General features: G+C 33.3%; 18 protein-coding genes. 14 read left to right on the top strand and 4 right to left on the bottom strand.

Annotation, left to right across the window (positions count from 1 at the left end; translation table 11 throughout):
• Positions 1 to 347: 347 nt before the first annotated feature.
• Both CRO45_RS04600 and CRO45_RS04595 read left to right on the top strand, forming a co-directional pair.
• Positions 348 to 1,526, top strand: a complete 1,179-nt coding sequence (locus tag CRO45_RS04600; protein ID WP_097148459.1) for an HD-GYP domain-containing protein — start codon at positions 348 to 350, stop codon at positions 1,524 to 1,526.
• A gap of 131 nt (positions 1,527 to 1,657) precedes the next feature.
• Positions 1,658 to 2,851 carry a PqqD family protein gene (locus CRO45_RS04595; RefSeq protein ID WP_097148458.1) on the top strand — a complete coding sequence of 398 codons (1,194 nt, stop codon included), beginning with the start codon at positions 1,658 to 1,660 and terminating at the stop codon, positions 2,849 to 2,851.
• Positions 2,852 to 2,921: 70 nt separating this feature from the next.
• Here CRO45_RS04595 and CRO45_RS04590 read toward each other — a convergent pair whose 3' ends face one another.
• Positions 2,922 to 3,200: a DUF5320 domain-containing protein gene (locus CRO45_RS04590; protein WP_097148457.1), complete on the bottom strand. Its 279-nt coding sequence runs from the start codon at positions 3,198 to 3,200 to the stop codon at positions 2,922 to 2,924.
• A 174-nt stretch (positions 3,201 to 3,374) separates the two neighbouring features.
• Between CRO45_RS04590 and CRO45_RS04585 the strand changes: the two genes are divergently transcribed.
• Both CRO45_RS04585 and CRO45_RS04580 read left to right on the top strand, forming a co-directional pair.
• On the top strand, positions 3,375 to 3,947 hold the full coding sequence (locus tag CRO45_RS04585) for a YdcF family protein (protein ID WP_097148456.1): 573 nt from the start codon (positions 3,375 to 3,377) through the stop codon (positions 3,945 to 3,947).
• A 20-nt stretch (positions 3,948 to 3,967) separates the two neighbouring features.
• Positions 3,968 to 4,444 (top strand): ASCH domain-containing protein, encoded by a 477-nt coding sequence (locus CRO45_RS04580; protein WP_097148455.1) that lies wholly within the window; start codon positions 3,968 to 3,970, stop codon positions 4,442 to 4,444.
• Between the two features lie 111 nt (positions 4,445 to 4,555).
• Here CRO45_RS04580 and CRO45_RS04575 read toward each other — a convergent pair whose 3' ends face one another.
• Positions 4,556 to 5,518, bottom strand: coding sequence for an aldolase catalytic domain-containing protein (locus tag CRO45_RS04575; RefSeq protein ID WP_097148454.1), 963 nt, complete (start codon positions 5,516 to 5,518; stop codon positions 4,556 to 4,558).
• A gap of 369 nt (positions 5,519 to 5,887) precedes the next feature.
• Here CRO45_RS04575 and dacB point away from each other — a divergent pair, with 369 nt between their 5' ends.
• The 5 genes from dacB (at position 5,888) to CRO45_RS04550 (ending at position 10,725) form a co-directional block, all read left to right on the top strand.
• Entirely contained in the window at positions 5,888 to 7,345 is a 1,458-nt protein-coding gene (gene dacB / locus CRO45_RS04570; RefSeq protein WP_097148453.1) for a D-alanyl-D-alanine carboxypeptidase/D-alanyl-D-alanine endopeptidase, read from the top strand.
• 240 nt (positions 7,346 to 7,585) lie between these two features.
• On the top strand, positions 7,586 to 7,837 hold the full coding sequence (locus CRO45_RS04565; RefSeq protein ID WP_097148452.1) for a hypothetical protein: 252 nt from the start codon (positions 7,586 to 7,588) through the stop codon (positions 7,835 to 7,837).
• A 128-nt stretch (positions 7,838 to 7,965) separates the two neighbouring features.
• A complete protein-coding gene (locus tag CRO45_RS04560) occupies positions 7,966 to 8,190 on the top strand; it encodes a transcriptional regulator (RefSeq protein WP_097148451.1) in 225 nt (74 codons plus the stop codon).
• Between the two features lie 167 nt (positions 8,191 to 8,357).
• Complete coding sequence (locus CRO45_RS04555; protein ID WP_170949404.1) at positions 8,358 to 10,358, top strand: glycoside hydrolase family 3 protein; 2,001 nt, start codon at positions 8,358 to 8,360, stop codon at positions 10,356 to 10,358.
• Positions 10,359 to 10,533: 175 nt separating this feature from the next.
• Positions 10,534 to 10,725, top strand: coding sequence for an ABC transporter permease (locus CRO45_RS04550; protein WP_097148449.1), 192 nt, complete (start codon positions 10,534 to 10,536; stop codon positions 10,723 to 10,725).
• Between the two features lie 97 nt (positions 10,726 to 10,822).
• On the opposite strand, the gene CRO45_RS04545 is transcribed toward CRO45_RS04550, so the two are convergent.
• Positions 10,823 to 11,452, bottom strand: a complete 630-nt coding sequence (locus CRO45_RS04545; protein ID WP_097148448.1) for a response regulator transcription factor — start codon at positions 11,450 to 11,452, stop codon at positions 10,823 to 10,825.
• Between the two features lie 2 nt (positions 11,453 to 11,454).
• On the bottom strand, positions 11,455 to 13,722 hold the full coding sequence (locus CRO45_RS04540; RefSeq protein WP_097148447.1) for a sensor histidine kinase: 2,268 nt from the start codon (positions 13,720 to 13,722) through the stop codon (positions 11,455 to 11,457).
• A gap of 429 nt (positions 13,723 to 14,151) precedes the next feature.
• Between CRO45_RS04540 and CRO45_RS04535 the strand changes: the two genes are divergently transcribed.
• From CRO45_RS04535 to CRO45_RS04515, 5 genes are all read left to right on the top strand, one after another.
• Positions 14,152 to 15,207 (top strand): DmpA family aminopeptidase, encoded by a 1,056-nt coding sequence (locus CRO45_RS04535; RefSeq protein ID WP_097148446.1) that lies wholly within the window; start codon positions 14,152 to 14,154, stop codon positions 15,205 to 15,207.
• A gap of 274 nt (positions 15,208 to 15,481) precedes the next feature.
• Entirely contained in the window at positions 15,482 to 16,246 is a 765-nt protein-coding gene (locus tag CRO45_RS04530) for a M15 family metallopeptidase (RefSeq protein ID WP_235864519.1), read from the top strand.
• Complete coding sequence (locus tag CRO45_RS04525; RefSeq protein WP_097148445.1) at positions 16,230 to 17,024, top strand: M55 family metallopeptidase; 795 nt, start codon at positions 16,230 to 16,232, stop codon at positions 17,022 to 17,024. The genes CRO45_RS04530 and CRO45_RS04525 overlap by 17 nt, the downstream gene beginning before the upstream one ends.
• A gap of 22 nt (positions 17,025 to 17,046) precedes the next feature.
• A complete protein-coding gene (locus CRO45_RS04520) occupies positions 17,047 to 18,114 on the top strand; it encodes a dipeptide epimerase (protein ID WP_097148444.1) in 1,068 nt (355 codons plus the stop codon).
• A gap of 25 nt (positions 18,115 to 18,139) precedes the next feature.
• Complete coding sequence (locus CRO45_RS04515) at positions 18,140 to 19,951, top strand: peptide ABC transporter substrate-binding protein (RefSeq protein WP_097148443.1); 1,812 nt, start codon at positions 18,140 to 18,142, stop codon at positions 19,949 to 19,951.
• Positions 19,952 to 20,042: the final 91 nt, after the last annotated feature.

The raw sequence follows: 20,042 nt of genomic DNA, 5'->3' as shown, positions 1-20,042 counted from the left end.
GATTCGACATACGACATAATCAAAAATATGCGCAATTGCACATAACATTAGATATGTCGTATCCGGATTTCGGTTGTGGGAGAATTTTGAAAAATTAAAGAGGAGTCCAGAAATTTGCAGCTATAACAAAACAACGATGAAGATAATGTAGTGCAACTATAATTAATTGGGATAATACGGACAAATATGGAATTATTTGTTTTGTAATTAGTTCATTGTTAATGATAAAATTCATACTTGGGGCAAATTATTCCTAGTACAATTTATATAGAATGACACTTTAGAAGAACGCAATATTATAGTTTAGTAATAACTACTTATTGTTTAATATATTGTGAGGTTAAAAAATGAAGAAGACATCATTGTTAGAAGAAGAAAAGAATTCAACGGTACTATTTTTATGGTTATTTTATTTAGTATTTTTTGTATATGATATATTTTATTATAATCTATTTCCAGCATTTCCGTGGTTGGATGTAGGTACTGCGGGTACGATATGGTACGATTTTATGTATGTTAAATATGGAGTTATTATCGGACTTATCCCATTATTCATTTATCTCATTAAAAAGGATAAAACAACTTACGTGAAATATATTTTGTTCTTTGGTTATTTTGCTACAAATCTATTTTCGGATGTATTGTATTTTAAAGATAGTTCACTTGTATATACAAGTGGAAACTTAGTAGAAATTATAATAATCCTATTCTCTCCTATATTTGTAACTAAGAAATTTACATACTATGTATCATTTGGTTTAATTCTTAAATATGTTTTAGTTGGATTATTTTTACAAGATCCTGTAGTTGTGTTTCCAATTATTATTACGACGGTTTGTTCCTTTATAGCCTTTTTACTACTTCATCGCATTTTAAATTATATAAAAGCATTGAAGTACTCATATGATGAACAATTAGAAGGTATTGTAAAAGGCGTCATTGCTACACTAGAGTTGAAGGACCCTTATACGCGTGGACACAGTGAAAGGGTTGCTGCATACGCGATGAGCATGGCTGAGGCGACAAGAAGATTTAAACCGTCTGAGTTAAATTATTTTTACTATGCTTGTTTGTTGCATGACATTGGAAAAGTAAGTATTCCGGACTCTATTTTGACAAAGCCTGGTAAGTTAACAGATGAAGAATATGATATAATTAAGACGCACCCTGTTGTTGGAGCCGAAGCTATTCGAGAGGTCGATGGCATCGCCGATAATATTGATGTGATCTACTATCACCATGAGAGATGGGATGGGAAAGGATATCCAGAAAGACTTGCGGGAGAAGATATTCCGTTTTTAGCGAGAATTACGGCGATTGCTGATGCTTTTGATGCAATGACTTCATCAAGATCTTATCGTCCAGCACTTCAATTTGAAGAGGCACACCAACGAATCATCGATGGACAAGGGAGTCAGTTCGATCCACAACTTATAGATATATTTAAAGAAATCTACCCTGAATGGGTGCGAATTTCAAAAAATCACCAAAAGGGTATGGACTTGAGAGGAGGGACAGAAGCATGAAAATCCGTAAACTTAAAAAAATTAAAGTTACTTGCTATTGGTGTTTCATGATTCCAAGAGGATAAGTAAGGTACATACTTAGGATGCTAGCATTACAGCATCCTATTTTCATTTCTAGAGGAGGCTTAACGTTGAAGGTATCCTTACAATCCAAAATAACGTTATATCCGTTATCCATTCAAAAAGATAAAAAGAACTATATTGTAGAGGAGCCGATTTCCGGTGACTTTTTTGAGATGCCTCAAATAAGTGTAGATGCAATCCAACGATTGGAAAAAGGTGAAGATCTAGCTGATGTTGAAAAGGCGATAAAGGAGTCCTATCCTGATGAAGAAGTAGATATCATTGAATTTGTCGAGCAGTTAGTAGAGTTAGGCCTAGTTCAGGCTGTAGACGGGGAGCCGATTAATAGAGAAATAGAGCGGGCTAATTCTAGATCAAGAGCAGGCGGATTCGAATGGATCCCATCATGGGTTGGCCGACTGTTCTTTAATCGAATGATGGGTAAAGTTTATTTACTTTTACTTGTTTTGAACATATTCATTTTTGTGCTAAATCCAGAGCTTTTCCCTCATTACATGGATATATTTCTATTTGATTCCATGGTGATGAATATGCTCATTTATCTATTAATCTCTTTGGCATTGATCATCATTCATGAATTTGGACATATCTTAGCTATTCGATCTTATGATTTACCTGCTAAGTTAAGTATAGGAAATCGTCTGATTTTTATTGTATTCGAAACTGATTTGACCTCAGCATGGAAACTTGACCCTAAAAAGCGGAATATACTGTATTTGGCAGGAATGTCTATCGAGCAGATCATTGTTTTTGTATCCCTTGGTTTAATGCTTGTTTTTCCAGATGCGAATTTTGTGGGAATTCTGAGTATCATCGTTTTAGATATTTTTATTAAAACAATGTACCAATGTTGTTTTTATATGAAAACAGATGTGTATTATGTTGTGGAAAATGTTACAGGTTGTTATAACTTGATGGAGAGCGGAACAGAATATTTGCGTTCTATATTTAAGAAACAACGCGTTTCCTGGAATGAGAAACAAAAAATATTTCAGGATAATTTGAATGTAATTCGTATGTATAGTGTGTTCTACATAGTTGGTGTGTTCTTAACGTTATTATTAGCGACGATTTATTTTTTGCCACAGTTGTACTATGCATATACTACAATCTTTTCAAAAATACAAAATCCACATAATAGTGCTGCATTTTGGGATGCCGTTGCATTTCTTGTACAGACAATATTCATAATAGGTTTGTTAATTTATTTGATGAGAAAACGTAGGCTCGATGACAAATAAGCTCTCGAATTAGAAAAGGGAACCTTATATCCTTATGCGGGGATTTGTTATTGTGATCCAAATGCGTTCTTTAAGATAGTCTGGAAAGCATCTTTTTAATTTGTTTTAATTCTTTTTGTAAAGTATTTACCTGTTTTTTTAAGGAATGTAATTCACTGATAATTAAATCATTGTTATCACTATCCTGTTTGATTTCCAGTTGTTCTTCTTGTATTGCCAGTAAAGTTGCAATTGTTCCAAGCCCACCACCAAAAGTGGAGATTAAACCTGAAATTATTGCAAGTTTATCAGCCTGACTTAACGTAATTTGTCCTTGATTATTATTATTTTTATTACTATTGTTGTTCATCAAATTTTCCTCCTAACAAGGTCGCTTGTTTGTATCATATGCAACTACCATTAACTTGTTTAGGAGAACAAATTATACATAAAGTAACTAATACTTCCGAAGGCATTACTTACATTAGGAAATTTTTGGACCCTTTCCTTTTAAAAATCGTTACAATGGATAAGGGGTGAGTCTATGAAAAATTGGATTGGTGCGGCCATATTAATTGTTCTCTTAATAGTTTTTGGGTATAACTGGCTAGGGATCCAAATTGAGGAAGGTCAAACACCTAAAGCAGACGGTTCAAATGATTATTTAATAATTCTTGGTGCGAAAGTAAAACCAAGTGGGATACCATCACTATCATTACAAAATCGGTTAGAAACAGCAATTGACTATCTTGAACAGTACGAACATGTTCAAATTATTGTTTCCGGTGGACAAGGGAGCGATGAACCCGCTACCGAAGCTTCTGTGATGGCTAAATACTTAATGGAAGCCGGAATTGACCCCTTACGAATTCAACTTGAGGAAAAGTCTACTTCTACATATGAGAATTTGCTATTTTCTAAGGAACTTCTGCCTGAAGGAGTAAATAAGGTTACTATCGTTTCTAATGATTTTCATCTCACTAGAGCTAAGTACTTAGCAAATATTGTTGGTTTAGAGGCAGATGTAATTGGTGCACCAACACCAAAAAGTGTGAAGACACAATCTCTTATTAGAGAGCGTCTAGCATTATTGAAAACATATATTTTTGGTAAATAACACATAAGGGGAAGTTACAAATGGAAAATGGGGTTAAAACACAACATTTAGTCGATTTATTTTGGAAGAAATTTTTGGTGGAAACAGGTCGAGAAGAATCGACTAAATACATTGAAGTATTTCATTTTGAATTAACTGAAAAGCTAGCAAATGAATTGTTGCAATTAGTATTAATCGGTCAAAAGAAGGCGACAGCGAGTAGTTTACTAGCGTATGAAATCGAAGGTACACGTGTACCTGAAGTCGGGGATTTAAGTATTGTTACAGATTGGGAAGGTAATCCAAAGTGTGTTATTCAGACAACTGCGGTCACTATTATTCCATTTAAGGACATTACTTATGAAATTTGTAAACGTGAAGGTGAGGATGATACTTTAGAATCTTGGCAAAAAGGGCATGAGCGTTTTTATAAAGCGGAGGGTAATGCACTCGGATATGAGTTTACTGATGATATGCCTGTTGTTTTTGAAGATTTTGAAGTTGTATACCAAGTATAGTTACTTTAATAATGTACAATTAGTTGCATCACAAGCGCTTGCCTGTGGTGTTTTTTGTTGCAAAAAATAGGCGACTCCAAATTTAGGTGTCGCCCATTTGAACAGCTAATATTATTTTGACGTTGGAGAAGGTGTGGCTTCAGGTGTCGTCACTTTATCATAGAAATTGACGAATTGATCTCGTTCATCACTATTACGATATGCCATTGCTACGCGCGGATGTTCGTTTAGAATTCCTGAAATCATGAAAGGGATAATGTAGCCCCATTCCCATTTTTCACGCATTTCTAACATATGTTTTTCAATCACATGTAAAAGTGGTTTTAATTCATAACTTGTCTTTTTAATATAACCAACTAGTAGCTCGGTATGACAGTTCCCGGCAGCACGCCCCATGCCGTATATTGAAGAGTCAAGGTATACGACACCGTTTCGCATTGCTGTTAAAGTATTTGCAAATGCTAATTGTAAATTGTTATGTGTATGGATACCAAGTTGTTTATTTGGAATTAGTGCGCTAAATTTGTTCACTTGATGTTCGATATCTTTTGGATCTAAACTACCGAACGAATCTACAATGTAAACGACATCTACTGGGCTTTCACGAACCATATCAAAAGCCTCGATTAGTTGATGTTCAGGTACACTTGAAAGAGCCATTATATTTAGGGAAGTTTCATATCCTAAATTATGGAACATTTCAACAAGTTCCAATCCTTTGTCAACCTCACGAACGTAACATGCTACACGAATCATATCTAAAATACTTTCTTCACGAGGTAAAATATCATTAGGATCAACGCGCCCAATATCAACTAAAGCAGATAATTTAGTCTTCTTCTTTTCAGTGATCACTTGTTTTAAAAAGTCATCATCTAGAAATCTCCATGGGTTTGGCTCAGTTGCATTTAATAGTGCAGGGGAGTTTTTGTAACCAATTTCCATATATTCAACACCTGCGTCATTTAATCCATTATATAAATCTTGAACGAATTCGATACTGAAATCCCAATTGTTCACAAGTCCACCATCTCTAATGGTACAATCAATAATTTTCACATTTTTTGGTTTCATAATACTTCTCCTTTTCGTATGGAATTTAATTATGTGTTATCTGAAAACAAATAATAATCTATTTAAGCTATATTAACATATTATCCAAATTAAATATCACTTTTTATGCAAATATTCTAAAAACTATTAGATAGACTACAAATTTAGTTTTTGCATAATACTTAATACATTTCTAGATACACTCCAAATGTATTATTTACATAGTAAATAAAAACGGTGTTCAAACTAGAAATCTAGTTTTAAATACTTAGTGGAATTCTATAAATATACTTCATAAAGCTCATTTTTAAAAGGATAAGAGGTATTTTGTTATTAAGTTAGAATCTCTTCTTTTATTAAAGGAAAATTCTGAAAAAAGAGGATGATTCTATGAAGAGAAAATTTTCAATTATGGCAGTAGCATGGATGTTAGTATTAAGTCTTTTTGGTTTTAGTAGTTTGGCAAGCGCTGAGGAAATTCTAGCGTCTACATTTGAAAAGAAAATTCAATCAATTGTTGATGAGAAATTAATTGGCGCTGATGTAAGTATTACCATCAGAGATAGTGACACTAGTGAGGTACTATATGAATTAAATGGAGATACTACTATTAAACCTGCATCGAATATGAAGTTATTAACAACAGCTGCTGCATTAGATGTTCTGGGAGAAGATTATCGTTTTGCAACAAATCTTTATATTAACGGTAAAATTTCTAATGGTGTTTTAATAGGTGATGTCTATTTACAAGGTCAAGGCGATCCAACGTTAATGGATACGGATTTAAAACAATTTGCAGAAGATTTAAAATCCCTAGGCATTCATACTATTGAAGGTCGCATTGTTGGTGACGACAAATGGTTTGATGGTGATTTACTTACTCCTGGAATTTGGGCCGATGATGAGTCATGGTATTATGCTGCACCAATTACTGCATTAACAACATCACCGAATCCAGACTACGATTCTGGAACTATAATCGTAGATGTAGCACCTGCACAAGTTGGTGAACCAGCTACATTTACTATCACACCACACATTGGTGATTTAGAAATTATTAATGAAGCTATAACTGTACCTTCTGGTGAAAATAGGACAGTATCTGTTGAGAGAATTTACCAAACAAATCAAATTCTAATTAGTGGAAATATTCCTATTGGGAGAACTTTTAGAGATTGGATTACCGTTCAAAATCCTACTACACATACGCTAACAATGTTCCAAGCAATACTAGCAGAAGCTGGAATTGAGTATACAAAAGATAAAGTATTCCAAGCGGCGACACCGAATAGTGCACAACTTATTTCAACCAAAGAATCTATGACTCTTAAAGAATTATTAATCCCTTATATGAAATTAAGTAATAACGGGATTGCTGATATTTTAATTAAGACTATGGGTAAAGTAAAGAATCACCATGGTAGTACAAATGCTGGTCTTAAAGTGCTAAATGATTATGGACAATCTATTGGCCTGAATATGAATGATTGGTTCTTTGAAGACGGGTCTGGAATGTCCCATGAAAACTATGTTTCTAGTTTAACTGTGAGTGAACTACTATACAAAGTTCAAAGTGAAGAGTGGTATGATACCTTTTTAACTAGTTTACCAGTCTCGGCGAATAGCACGCGTATGGTTGGAGGAACTTTAAGAAATCGATTAAAGGATCCATTAACAGCAGGGAAAGTGTTCGCGAAAACAGGTTCTTTAAACGGCGTGGCTGCTTTAAGTGGCTATATTGAAGCAAACAGTGGAAATAGATACATTTTCAGTGTATTAGTACAAAATAAATCAGGTGCAGCACCAGTAATTGATGAAATCGTACTTGAAATTGCAAAAGAATTTTAATAAATAAATGATAAGTAGAAAAGCTTGGATATAAGACTGAGCTTTTCTTTTTTTGATAGCTAAATGAAATAATATATACAATTTGTAGTATAAACACAAATGAAAAGGCTTACAAATTGATAATATTTTTAATTAAAATTACCATATTTGTAAAAATTATTTATTTGAATATTCTGATATAATGTGGCTAATTGTTAAAATTCTTAAATATGTAGCTTGATTTGAAGCGAGGTGAAGATATTGGAAATTGTATCTTATCTAATAAAATCAATTCGTATCGAAGAAGTGATAAAAGAATTACAAGATTATTTTTGTAGCCTTGATATTTTTATTAAAGATGAAGGTCACGATTTTTACTTAATTCAATTTTTTACATTTAACAAAAAGAAAGCAAAAGTAACAGAGAATGATGTTTTAGTTTTTGATCTATTCTTTAAAGATATGACAGACGCAATAATGTCATATGAAAAGATTAATAAAGTTGAACATTGAAATCTTAGAAGGTAAAAGAATTTCTTTTTAATTAGCCCGTCTCAAAGAATGTTCTATATATAACAGGTTTAGAATACATTGTTCATGAAAACACTTGTTCTATATAACGTTTCAAAGGGGCTAAACATTTGAAAGAGCAGTTGATAAAACAAATGGATCGTAAGCAATTGGTTGATATGATCTATATTGCAAAAAGTGGGGAAATTTCAAAAAGACGAATAAAGGTACTTCATGTTCATGATCATACATTTACAGCGTACTGTTTTATGAAAAAAGCTCAAAGAACTTTTCTCATTAATAATGTATTATCACTGTTTCCGGTAGTTCGAAACGAACGGGATATTATTAGTTAAATAAATATATATGATTAATTTCCTAATCCATTTTTATATTAGTCATCTAACTGCTCATAATGTTAGTTGGCTTTTTATTTTTTATTTTTTGGTAATGCCTCATTATACATAAATAATGAAAGAATCGGCAGAATAATGGAAGAATGCGAAGTAAAGGAAGGGAATCAATGGTTAAACTAAGGAAAATATTTGCGGTTTCTATTGTAATCGTTTTATCATTATCAACTTTCATTCCAATGCACCAAATTTCTGCCGAAAGAGATACACAACCAACTATTGGATCAAAAGTGAAACAGACATTATCCATTGATGGCAAAAAATTTAAAGACTTAAATGGAAATGGACAGTTAGACCCCTATGAAAACTGGCAACTTTCATTTGATGATCGAGCAAAAGATCTAATATCCAAAATGACACTTAAAGAAAAAGCAGGATTATTAATGATTCCTGAATTTCCTACATTCGAGGAAGGTAAACTTGTTTTACCAAATGCACATTTAGATCAAAATACCCGCTATTTTATTTACCGTGAAACACCAAGTGCAAACATCATTGCGGACTATAATAATCAGTTGCAAGAAGCTGCAGAAGGCTCCCGATTAGGTATCCCTGTGATGATCATTTCTAATCCAAGAAATCATGCTACTTCAATTGATGCTTTAGTAGGGGCTGGTCCAGGTACTTCAGGCCAATTTTCATATTGGCCAAATACATTAGGCTTAGCGGCAACTCGTGATTTAAGACTTATTGAAGATTTTTCAAAAATAACAGCGAATGAGTTTCGTGCAACAGGTATACGTAAACTGTATGGATATTCTGCAGACGTAGCGACAGATCCACTATGGTCTAGAATTGATGAAACCTTTGGTGAACATCCAGCATTAGTATCTGATATCATTTACCGAATTGTAAAAGGTTATCAGGGGGATGTGCTAAACGATAATAGTGTAACAACAACTGTTAGACATTATCCAGGAGGTGGAGCTAGGGAACAAGGTAAAGACCCACACTTTGAAGAAGGTAGGTATAATATTTACCCAACAGAAGGAAGCCTTTTAAGATACCATATGCCACCTTTTAGAGCTGCCATTGAAGCCGATACAACCTCAATTATGCCTTACTATGCTTTTCCAAGTAATATGAGTGCTAACCAAGGATTACCACCTTTTACTCAAACACAACAATTTGAAGAAGTTGGTTTTGCTTTAAATAAACCATTTATTAACGATTATTTAAGAGCTGAACTAGGATTTCTAGGGTATGTAAATTCAGATACAAGTGCAGTCATTGATAAGGCATGGGGTGCACTTGATTTACCTATAGAAGAGCGATTTGCAAAAGCATTAAATGCGGGAACAAATATATTTTCTGGAGCCCAAGATCCTACACCTATTATTACTGCAGTGAATAAAGGATTAGTGAGTGAAGAAGTAGTTGACCGTTCTGTTCGCTACTTAGTTACTGAGATGATGATGCTTGGTTTGTTTGAAAATCCGTATGTTGAACCTCAGCAAGCTCTTAAAGTTGTCAATGATCCAGAGTCTCAGCAAAGAGCAGATGATGCCCATCGAAAGTCAATTGTCCTCTTGAGAAATGATGAAAAGTTATTACCTTTAACTGACAAAAAGCTGCAAAACATAAAATTGTTTGTTCAAGTATTTCCAGGTGGTGAAGAAGGGCAAAATACACAAAATTTAAAAGACCTTATTAGAAAACATGATTCAAACATTACAGTGATTGATACTTTGGAAGAAGCAACCCATGCATTGGTCTGGGTTCTTCCGAATATGGATTTATTTGGACAAAGTAAAATTACACTGACAATTGGTCCTGATACCGGTATTTTTAATATCGAACGTGTAAAGGAGATTCAAAAGAAAGTTCCAACAATTACTGCAATCGATTTTAAAAATCCTTGGCTAATTAATGATATTGAACCAAATGCGGCAAGTGTCATTGCTACTTTTGGTGTTAAACCGGAAATATTATTGGATATTTTACGTGGAAAATTTAGTCCTGTTGGAAAACTTCCACTAACGATTCCAGCTAGTCAAGAAGTTCTGAACAATACACCAGGTGATATCCCAGGGTTCAGAAAGGGAGCAGATTACCCGTACAAAGATAAGAACGGCAATACTTACCAATATAACTTTGGTTTGTCATATTAGAAAGTGAAAAAATGTTTATACTAATGAAAATCGCTCAACCGGTAACAATTTAGGTTGGGCGATTCCACAAATTTATTAAAAAAATAAAAAAAATTAAAATATTTTGTGGTTTCAGATGAAATATTCACCAAAACATCATAAAATAGAAGTAACTACAAAAAAAGGAGGACTGCCGATGATAACCGGTCAGTTAGAGCGAGCGTTTCAACTAGCGGAGAAACATAGACTCGACGTAGGTTCAGTTTTAGATTTGTATACAATTATTAGAAAAGAAATTAATGCTACCCCAGTGGTAGAAGAAAAAATTCTTCAACAAATGATTAAGATTTTAGAAAATAACAAAACATACTTACGGGAGGCCACGTAACAATTGGAAAAGCAAATTGAATGTTATGATGATATAGACTCATTTGAGTAAGGCGCTGCTCTAGCACAAAATTTCTGAGCAGCGCCTATTAATTTGCCTAAAATAAGTTTCTTTCTTTAGCAACCATCACAGCTTCTGAACGAGAGGTTACGTTTAACAAATTAAACAGTTGGGACAGATTGCGCTCAATTGTACGTTGTGAAACCTGAAGTTCCTTTGCGATTACGCTATTTGAATACCCCATCGATACATATTGTAGTAATTGTTGTTCTCTGTCATTTAATTTTAATGTATCCTCATTATCGCCATCATTATAATGATTTTTTACAAAATCTATAAAATTAGCTGGAATTACTAAACTATCTTTCAACGTTTCACGAATTGTATGAATTACCTGTTCTTTAGTGGCAGTTTTTGATAGTACTCCATGAACTAACTTATCTAAAAGTAAGGAATAATAATCTTCAATATTATCACCTGTATATAGGATGACTTTTGCAGTTGGTTGGTATGTACGTATTTTACTACATAAAACGATTCCATTTTGTTCAGGCATGTTAATATCTACTAAGTAGACATCATAAAATGATCGGTTTTCATTTATCATTTTATGGATTTCGTATACATTATCACTAGCGTCTACTATAATGTCATCCACATCATTGAAAAGATTTTTTGTACCTTCTAAGACTGCATGGTGATCATCAACAATCATAATTTTAATCATAACTAATCTTCTCCAACACGTATTTGAATTTGCAAACCTTCATTAGGATATGTATCAATTTCGAAATATCCGTTATATGTTCTTACTCTTTCTTTCATACCAGCTAGACCCATTGAATTTGAAGTCTTCAACTTTTCTATATCAAAACCAACCCCATTATCCATATACTTTATTTCAAATCCATTTTCATATGGCAACAACTGAATTTTTACATATGTGGCTTGAGAGTGTTTAATTGCATTTGTTAGTAATTCTTGTATTAAACGATAAATAAACAATGGCGTGTATTTATTTTTTAAATCAATTTGCTCTATTTTTTTAAGTAAAGTAAAATTAGCCCGTTTTTTTGTTTGCATAAACAGTTTGTTTAGCGCAGCATTTAAACCTAAAGTATCCAGTAAAGGTGGTTTTAAAATTTCGCAATATGCTCTTAGTTGGTGATTAATGGAAACGAGCTGATGATGGAAATCAGTTATTTTTGCTTGAAGTGTTTCTACATTCGTTTCATTTAGAATGCTATCCATCTCACGAATGAGGAATATTTGCTCCTGCAAAACAGTATCGTGTAAATCTTGAGCTAAATGAGTTTTTTCCTCTTCAAGTTTAAGTAATACAAGTTTTTCGAACCAGTAGGGGTGATCATCCTTTTGTTCCATTGTTTTTAATTTCGCTAATAATTCCTCAACTAATTTAGTATTATCAATAAAGTTATTAACATATAAAATTAACAATTCCAAAGCGAGTAACTCTTCATGTTTTAATGATGAATGATTTTCATTTCCAAGTATTAAGATCTGTTTCATTTCTATATCTTGATGTATACATGCAATGTAACAACTTCCAATATTACTTATTTCCATCAGCTGTAAATTTTCGAAAAGAGAAATATCGATTGAATCGTGTAGCCGATTTGCTGTTTGTAATTTATTCTCAACAATTTTTCTCTCGCTAATATTAAAACCAATTACATAGACTACATTAAACTCGAGTTGTTTTGCTAGGATAGATGATAATTTTTGAAATAGTTCTTCCCTTGTGGTCGTTTTTCCTATGCTATCAATGGAAGTATATAATTGGTGAATATAGTTACCCTGAGGAGTAAATAGAACCTTTCGATTAATATAGTCCAATTTTTCTCTAATATAAAAGCTAACTAAAATAAATAAGAATATAAATATAGACAAACTTACTATTTCGTATATTGGCAATGAAGTAATTATGTATATACCCAGCACTAATCCTAAAGTAATGACGAGTGAAAATAGTGAATAATATTTTAATCTAGAGATGTAATATTCAACATCAAATAAGCGCTCGGATATTTGTGCGAAAGTGAATCCAAATGACATAAACAAGAAAAAGATTGAGAGTATAGATGTTGAGATAATATATTTTTGTAATATTAATAATGGCACAACATATAAAACTAAAAAAGGAATAATAGGAAATATAATAAACCAAAAAATCACTTTAATTTGTGATTTTGGATATTTTATATAGCCAGCAATGATGATGGCAATATTGATCATAATTAATATAAAAAAAAGTGATAAAATAATTAAACTATCAATGAAAAACATTGAAGGGTAGAAGTCTTCAACAATTGTTAATACGAGTACGAAAATTGGGATAATATACAAGTAGCGAACATAGTTAAAGATCCGCCAATGAATCGATAAAAATGTGTAATAGTGTTTTAAAAAAGAGAGTAATAAAATTGGGCTTAGTACTGCAGTGGTACTATTAATAATAATACCAAACCAATTTAACCGCATATACAAAGGTATACTACCGCAGGCAATGGCAACAGTTAAAATGAATAAAATTAAGTAGTTTAATGCTTGTTGATTTCCCTTTTGTTGTCTATATAAATAGATGGCTAAAAATAATGCTGCAAGAAAATAACAAAGCGGCAATATATAATTATTAAAAAACTGATATGGTAAATCATCGTGACTAAAAATTATTTGTCGGACTTCACCCTTTGAGTTCATAACTGTAGCACTATCTGCAAAGCTTATTATACTGTCATATTTTAATTTAGAAGTATCATTGATATCTTTACCATTAACCTTTAAGATGGTATCCCCTCTATTTATTTTGTGAATTTCTTCCAATTCAGGATAAAGTAATCCAACAACTATACATTGGTCATTTTTTTGTTCGACCTCGATTCCGGCTGTAGGTGATTGGTAACTTGTATAGAAAATATAAAAACCTAAAATAAGATAAAGTGAAATAATAATCCAAAACCATTTTCTTGAAATCATAATATTATTAATGCTCCAAATATGTATTGTTTGTGCTATTACAATTATCTACTAGATTTATCTATTTGCAAATATGTTTTATAGCTTTTAGATAACTTTAATCAGTAAAAATCTATCAAAACTTTACATATAATTCGGTATGAAATAACTAATATTTTTAGGAATTTCAACAGTAAATTAAAAATATAATATATAAATATTTAAAAGTTTGAAAGTTATGTGAAATGACTAGAGAACTCATTGATTCAAGAAGCGATTTATCATATTGTGTAAATATCAAATAAATATTTGTATCTCAACGCTTAGGCTCTTTACTAAAAGGAGTTTGGGCGTTTTTTATTTTTATTCTACTATTTTCCAATTCACCCCTATTAAAATAATCGAAATACCTTTAAAATATTGCTAAAAATATAGATTGGAGTCGATTGTATGGGGAAGAAAATTAGAGAGCTTGGGGTTACAATCGGTAAGTTACCTGTAGGTAGGAAAAACTGTATTACAGATGTTGACGGAGTACAAGTTGGACATGTAACGCTAGACTTTCCAATTGACGAAGAAGGTACATATGCATGCACTGGAGTAACCGCAGTATTACCACACAGTGGCAATTTGTTTAAGAAGAAAGTTACTGCTGCAAGTTACGTTATTAACGGATTTGGAAAAACTACAGGACTCGTTCAAGTAAATGAATTAGGAGTCATTGAATCTCCAATTATGTTAACAAATACTTTTGGCGTTCCAGCTGTTACACAGGGTACATTAGAATATATGCTAGAACGTAATCCGGAAATAGGAATTTCAACAGGAACAATTAATCTTGTTGTTGGTGAATGCAATGATAGTTATTTAAATTCTATTCGTCATTGTCCTGTTACTCCCGGTCATGCAATTGAAGCTATCCAAAATGCAACAGAAGAAGTTGCAAAAGAGGGAGCGGTAGGAGCAGGTAAAGGTATGGTCTGTTTTGGATATAAAGGTGGAATAGGATCTTCATCCCGTATTGTATCTGTTGAAGATGAGAATCTCTCTTATACAATTGGATGCTTAGTTTTAAGTAATTTTGGAGAAAAATATGAGTTTCAAGCGGACCGGTACAATTCTTCTAAACAGCAAGAACCAACAACGGTAAAACCAACGGATGGATCTATCATAATTGTTCTTGCAACGGATGCACCATTAAGTAGTCGACAGTTACAACGTGTTATTAAACGTTGTGGTATCGGACTTGGAAGAACGGGAAGTCATTTTTCACACGGAAGTGGAGATATAGTTATCGGATTTACAACTGCTCATAAAATTTCTCATGTTTCACAAAGTGTTGTTGAGATTAGAACACAACTTCGTGAAGATCACCCAATCATGAACAAATTGTTTACCGCTGCTGCAGAAGCTACAGAAGAAGCTATTATAAATTCAATGTCACAAGCCGTTACTACAGCGGGTAGAAATAATCATACAGTCCATTCATATAATTTTGAAAATTAGTATAGAGTTATTCAAGTAAGTATTTTACTTGAATAACTTTTTTTATTGTAAATATTAGGTGCAATCATTATTTTATTCAGTGAAATAAAATAAATCCTATAAGAAATATATACTTTATGTTAAAAAAGTAAAAATATTATAAAATACTATGTTTCATTACAAAAAATACAAATTATATCTAGTAAAAAATTTTAAAGTATGATAGATTTTATTTTAAATACGGAATTGTCTAAAAATTCTATTATATGACAATGTTTGTGAAATATTATATAGCTTGGGGTGGTTTATTATACAAAATATTTTACAAAAACCTATTGAGCGGTTAGAGGTTCATGACAAACAACTGTCCCCTAGAATTATAGAAAATAAGGATCCTCTAATTCGAGTCCAAGCCGAACCAAATAGATTATATATAAGGCCTATTTATTATAAGCAAGAAATTCTTTCAAGTATAAATGCTATTTATTTACGAAAAGGGGCATATCTTCGTTTAAAAATGGCACTAGAATTATTACCAAAAGAATATAGCTTTATTTTGTATGATGGATTTCGACCTTTACAGGTACAGCAATCACTATTCAAAATATTTTCTGAAAATATTAAAAAAAGGAATCCGAGACTTACAGACGAAGATGTTTTGCAAGAAACATTGAAATATGTTGCATTTCCAAGTGTTGAGCCTACACGCACCTCCCCTCATATTACAGGTGGAGCAATCGATTTAACCTTAGGTGACAGTAATGGATATCCACTTGAACTTGGAACGGAATTCGATGAAATGAGTGAGAAGTCTGCTACAAGATATTTTGAAGATCATCCGTTAGAAAATCAGGACGCTCTTCAAAACAGACGTATTTTATATAACTGCATGAATGAGGTTGGATTTAAGAACTATTCAGAGGAATGGTGGCATTACGATTATGGCAATGTCTCATGGGCAAGGCGCATGAAATTAGAAACTGTTCTATACGGTCCAGTTTTAGTAGAACTCGAAAACAATGATGTAAAGGAGTATCGTTTTTATGAAAGTATTTATTAGCGCAGATTTAGAAGGAGTTGCTGGATCAACTACATGGATTGAAACTGAAAAGAACACACCTGATTATGTTCCTTTCCAAAAGCAAATGACAAAAGAAGTAGAAGCAGCGATTGAAGGAGCTATAGCGGGTGGTGCAACTGAAATTCTATTAAAAGATGCTCATGACTCAGCAAGAAATATAGATATTTCAAGTTTACCGGAAAATGTAAAGATTATTCGTGGATGGACAGGTGATCCAATGTGTATGGTCGCTGGTCTCGACGAGAGTTTTGACCGTGCTATTTTTATAGGCTATCACAGTAAAGGTGGTAGTCATCGCAATCCTTTAGCACATACGTTAGTTATTAATGCTGATGTGAAGATCAATGGTGAATATGTTAGTGAATTTTTAATTAATACGTATGCCGCTGCACTAAAAGGAGTACCAGTTGCTTTTGTAAGCGGAGATGTAGGTCTAACTGAAGAAATTCAAACAGTAAATGAAAACATTGTGACTTATGCAACGAAAGAGGGAATTGGTGGGGCAACGTTAAGCGTTAGTCCAAAACTTGCAATTAGTGAAACGAAACGTTTAGTCGAAGAAGCGATGAAAGTGGATAGAGAATCCATTCAAGTTAGTCTTCCTGAACATTTTGTGGTGGAAATTGTATATCGTGACCATACACGTGCTTTTCGTAATTCTTTTTACCCTGGTGCGAAATTCAAACCACATAATACTGTTGAATATGAAACGAGTAACTATTTTGATGTGTTACGCATCTTACAGTTTTTAACTTGATAGAAAAATAGGGTGAAACAAAATGAAAATAACAGACATACAGGTTTTTGAAGTTGAGGCACCACTAATAACACCATTTAAAACTGCTCTTCGAACTGTAGATAAAATAAATAACGTTGGCGTATATATCTATACAGACAATGGCTTAGTAGGTATTGGAGAAGCCGCTCCAACTGCTGTAATTACAGGTGAAACAAAAGACTCCATTATTCATGCCATAACACATTATATTAAACCAGCAATTTTGGGGATGGAAATCGAAGATATCGCACAAATCATGGAGCGTATAGACAAATGTCTTTATAAAAATACAAGTGCTAAAGCAGCAGTTGATATAGCAATCTATGATCTATTTGCGAAAAGATATAATGCACCATTATACAAAATACTTGGTGGTTATCGAAAAGAACTTATTACAGACATTACTATCAGTGTTAACGATACTAATGAGATGGTAAATGATAGCTTAGCTGCAGTTAATCGTGGTTTCCATATTTTGAAAGTAAAAGTAGGGAAAGATCCTGAGGGTGATATACAACGAGTAGTAGAAATACGTAAAGCAGTCGGACCAAATGTTACTTTACGTGTTGATGCTAATCAAGGGTGGTCTGCTAAACAGGCGGTTCGTATCATTCGAGCATTAGAAGATGCAGGTACTAATATTGAATTAGTAGAACAACCAGTTTACTACGCTGACTTAGAAGGATTGCAATATGTAACGATGCATACACAAACAAATATTTTGGCTGATGAGAGTGTCTTTTCACCAAAGGATGCCCTGAAGTTGATTCAAATGCGTGCATGTGATCTGATCAATATTAAACTTATGAAAACTGGCGGTATTTACCAAGCGCAAAAAATTTCCCATATCGCTGAAGCAAACGGGATTGAATGCATGATTGGATGTATGTTAGAAACGAAAATTAGCGTAAGTGCTGCTGCTCATTTTGCAGCTTCACAAAAGAACATTACGATGGTTGATCTAGATGGACCAAGTCTATGTTTGAATGATCCAGTTACGGGAGGTCCGACATTTGATAATCAATGGATAAAAATGTCTGATGAACCGGGAATAGGATTTTCAATATAAAAAGAAAAATAAACGGGGGGTTTCTATGAAGAAATATTTATTGTTGCTGTTAGCATGTGTAACTGTAATTCTAGCAGCATGTAGTGGGAACGAAGAGGGTGCAGGTGAAGAATCTGTCTACCGTACAGTCTACTCAGGGGAAATTACTACATTAAACTATTTAAAGACATCTAATACAAATGAGTTTGCGGTTGCTGCAAACTTAGTGGATGGTTTAATTGAGTATGATAAGTACGGGATTGTTCAACCTGGTTTAGCAGAATCATGGGAAGCAAATGATGACGCTTCTGTTTGGACATTCAAACTTCGTGAAGGAGTTAAATGGGTAGACCATGAAGGAAAAGAAGTAGCAGATGTAACGGCTCAAGACTTTGTTGATGGTTTAAATTACGTGCTTGATGCAAAAAATGAGTCTTCAACAGCATGGATTGCAACTGTTGTTAAAAACGGTAATGCATTCTATGAAGGTGAAATTTCTGACTTCTCACAAGTAGGTGTAAAAGCTGTTGATGCACATACTTTAGAGTACACATTAGAAGGACCAACACCTTATTTCCTATCTATGCTTAACTATGTATGTTTCTTCCCAGTATATGGAGAGTTTTTAGCCGAAAAAGGTGAAAGCTTTGGAACAACAAAAGAGAACTTCTTATATAACGGATCATATATTTTAAGCGAATTTGAACCACAAAACCGTCGTGTGTTAACGAAAAACGAAACATATTGGGATAAAGACAATGTCCTAATTGACAAAATTGAATACAAGTATAACAAAGAAGCAGCAACTGTTGCTCCTGAGTTATTCGTTCGTGGAGAAATTGACGCAGCAGCAATTCCTACTGCGATTCTAGATGACTGGTTCAATGATTCAGAGAAAAAAGATTTAGTACGCCAAAGTTCAAATAGTTTCTACACATATTTCTATGCATTAAACTTCGATCCACAATTTGATGCAGAATATGAACCTGAAAACTGGAAAGTTGTAGTTAACAACAAAAACTTCCGTAAATCACTATTCCATGGACTTGACCGTGTATCTGCGATGATGACTGTAGAACCATATAACCCAGAAACACTTTTAAGTAATACAATTACTCCGAAAAACTTCGTTGATGTTGATGGAGTAGATTATACACAATTAGATGCACTAGCTAAATTTAGTAATAAAGATTCATTTGATGCTAAATTAGCTGTTGAGTACAAGGAAAAAGCAATGGCAGAATTAGCAGGTGAAGCGACTTTCCCTGTTAAAGTTTTAATGCCTTATAACTCTGGAAGTCCAGACTGGGCAAACCGTTCACAAGTTATCGAACAACAAATGGAAAACTTATTAGGTAAAGATTATATCGATATTATCGTTTATGCAGGTCCTTCAACTGGATTCTTAGGTGAAGTTCGTCGTCCAGGTAAGTATGCGTTTATGGAAGTAAACTGGGGTCCAGACTTTGCTGACCCATCAACTTACACAGATCCATTCACAACTGGTGGAACTTACAATAAACCAGAATTAGCTGAAGGATATAATGGTAAGTACGATAGCCTGGTTGAAACTGCTAAAGCAGCAATTGACCCAGCAGAACGCTATCCATTATTTGCTGAAGCGGAAAGCTTCCTTATCGAAGAAGCGTTCGTTGTTCCTTATGCTGTAGGTGGTAGTGGATACCTAGCTTCTAAATTAAATCCATTCGAAGCACAATACTCACCATTCGGTGTAACGATGGAGAAATTTAAAGGTCAAAAACTTTTAGAGAAGCCAATGAGTAACGATGAATTCAAAGAAGCGCAAGCGCAATGGGAGAAAGAACGTGCAGAAGCTTTAGCTGAAGCAGGTAATTAAAAAATAGTAACGCTGCGAATCTATTAAATAGAATTAAGGTTCGTAGTGTATAAACTAGAAGAAGGAGATGGCCTTTTACCATCTCCTTCCT

Origin of the sequence: Ureibacillus acetophenoni (assembly GCF_900220965.1) — a bacterium.
GTDB lineage: Bacteria > Bacillota > Bacilli > Bacillales_A > Planococcaceae > Ureibacillus > Ureibacillus acetophenoni.
The sequence above is the reverse complement of the archived record's forward strand: the minus strand, read 5'-3'. Positions and strand labels throughout refer to the sequence as shown.

Coding starts and splice junctions, on each gene's coding strand:
- CRO45_RS04600 (WP_097148459.1), top strand. CDS start 348: ATGAAGAAGACATCATTGTTAGAAGAAGAAAAGAATTCAACGGTACTA.
- CRO45_RS04590 (WP_097148457.1), bottom strand. CDS start 3,200: ATGAACAACAATAGTAATAAAAATAATAATAATCAAGGACAAATTACG.
- CRO45_RS04585 (WP_097148456.1), top strand. CDS start 3,375: ATGAAAAATTGGATTGGTGCGGCCATATTAATTGTTCTCTTAATAGTT.
- CRO45_RS04580 (WP_097148455.1), top strand. CDS start 3,968: ATGGAAAATGGGGTTAAAACACAACATTTAGTCGATTTATTTTGGAAG.
- CRO45_RS04575 (WP_097148454.1), bottom strand. CDS start 5,518: ATGAAACCAAAAAATGTGAAAATTATTGATTGTACCATTAGAGATGGT.
- dacB (WP_097148453.1), top strand. CDS start 5,888: ATGAAGAGAAAATTTTCAATTATGGCAGTAGCATGGATGTTAGTATTA.
- CRO45_RS04555 (WP_170949404.1), top strand. CDS start 8,358: ATGGTTAAACTAAGGAAAATATTTGCGGTTTCTATTGTAATCGTTTTA.
- CRO45_RS04550 (WP_097148449.1), top strand. CDS start 10,534: ATGATAACCGGTCAGTTAGAGCGAGCGTTTCAACTAGCGGAGAAACAT.
- CRO45_RS04545 (WP_097148448.1), bottom strand. CDS start 11,452: ATGATTAAAATTATGATTGTTGATGATCACCATGCAGTCTTAGAAGGT.
- CRO45_RS04540 (WP_097148447.1), bottom strand. CDS start 13,722: ATGATTTCAAGAAAATGGTTTTGGATTATTATTTCACTTTATCTTATT.
- CRO45_RS04535 (WP_097148446.1), top strand. CDS start 14,152: ATGGGGAAGAAAATTAGAGAGCTTGGGGTTACAATCGGTAAGTTACCT.
- CRO45_RS04525 (WP_097148445.1), top strand. CDS start 16,230: ATGAAAGTATTTATTAGCGCAGATTTAGAAGGAGTTGCTGGATCAACT.
- CRO45_RS04520 (WP_097148444.1), top strand. CDS start 17,047: ATGAAAATAACAGACATACAGGTTTTTGAAGTTGAGGCACCACTAATA.
- CRO45_RS04515 (WP_097148443.1), top strand. CDS start 18,140: ATGAAGAAATATTTATTGTTGCTGTTAGCATGTGTAACTGTAATTCTA.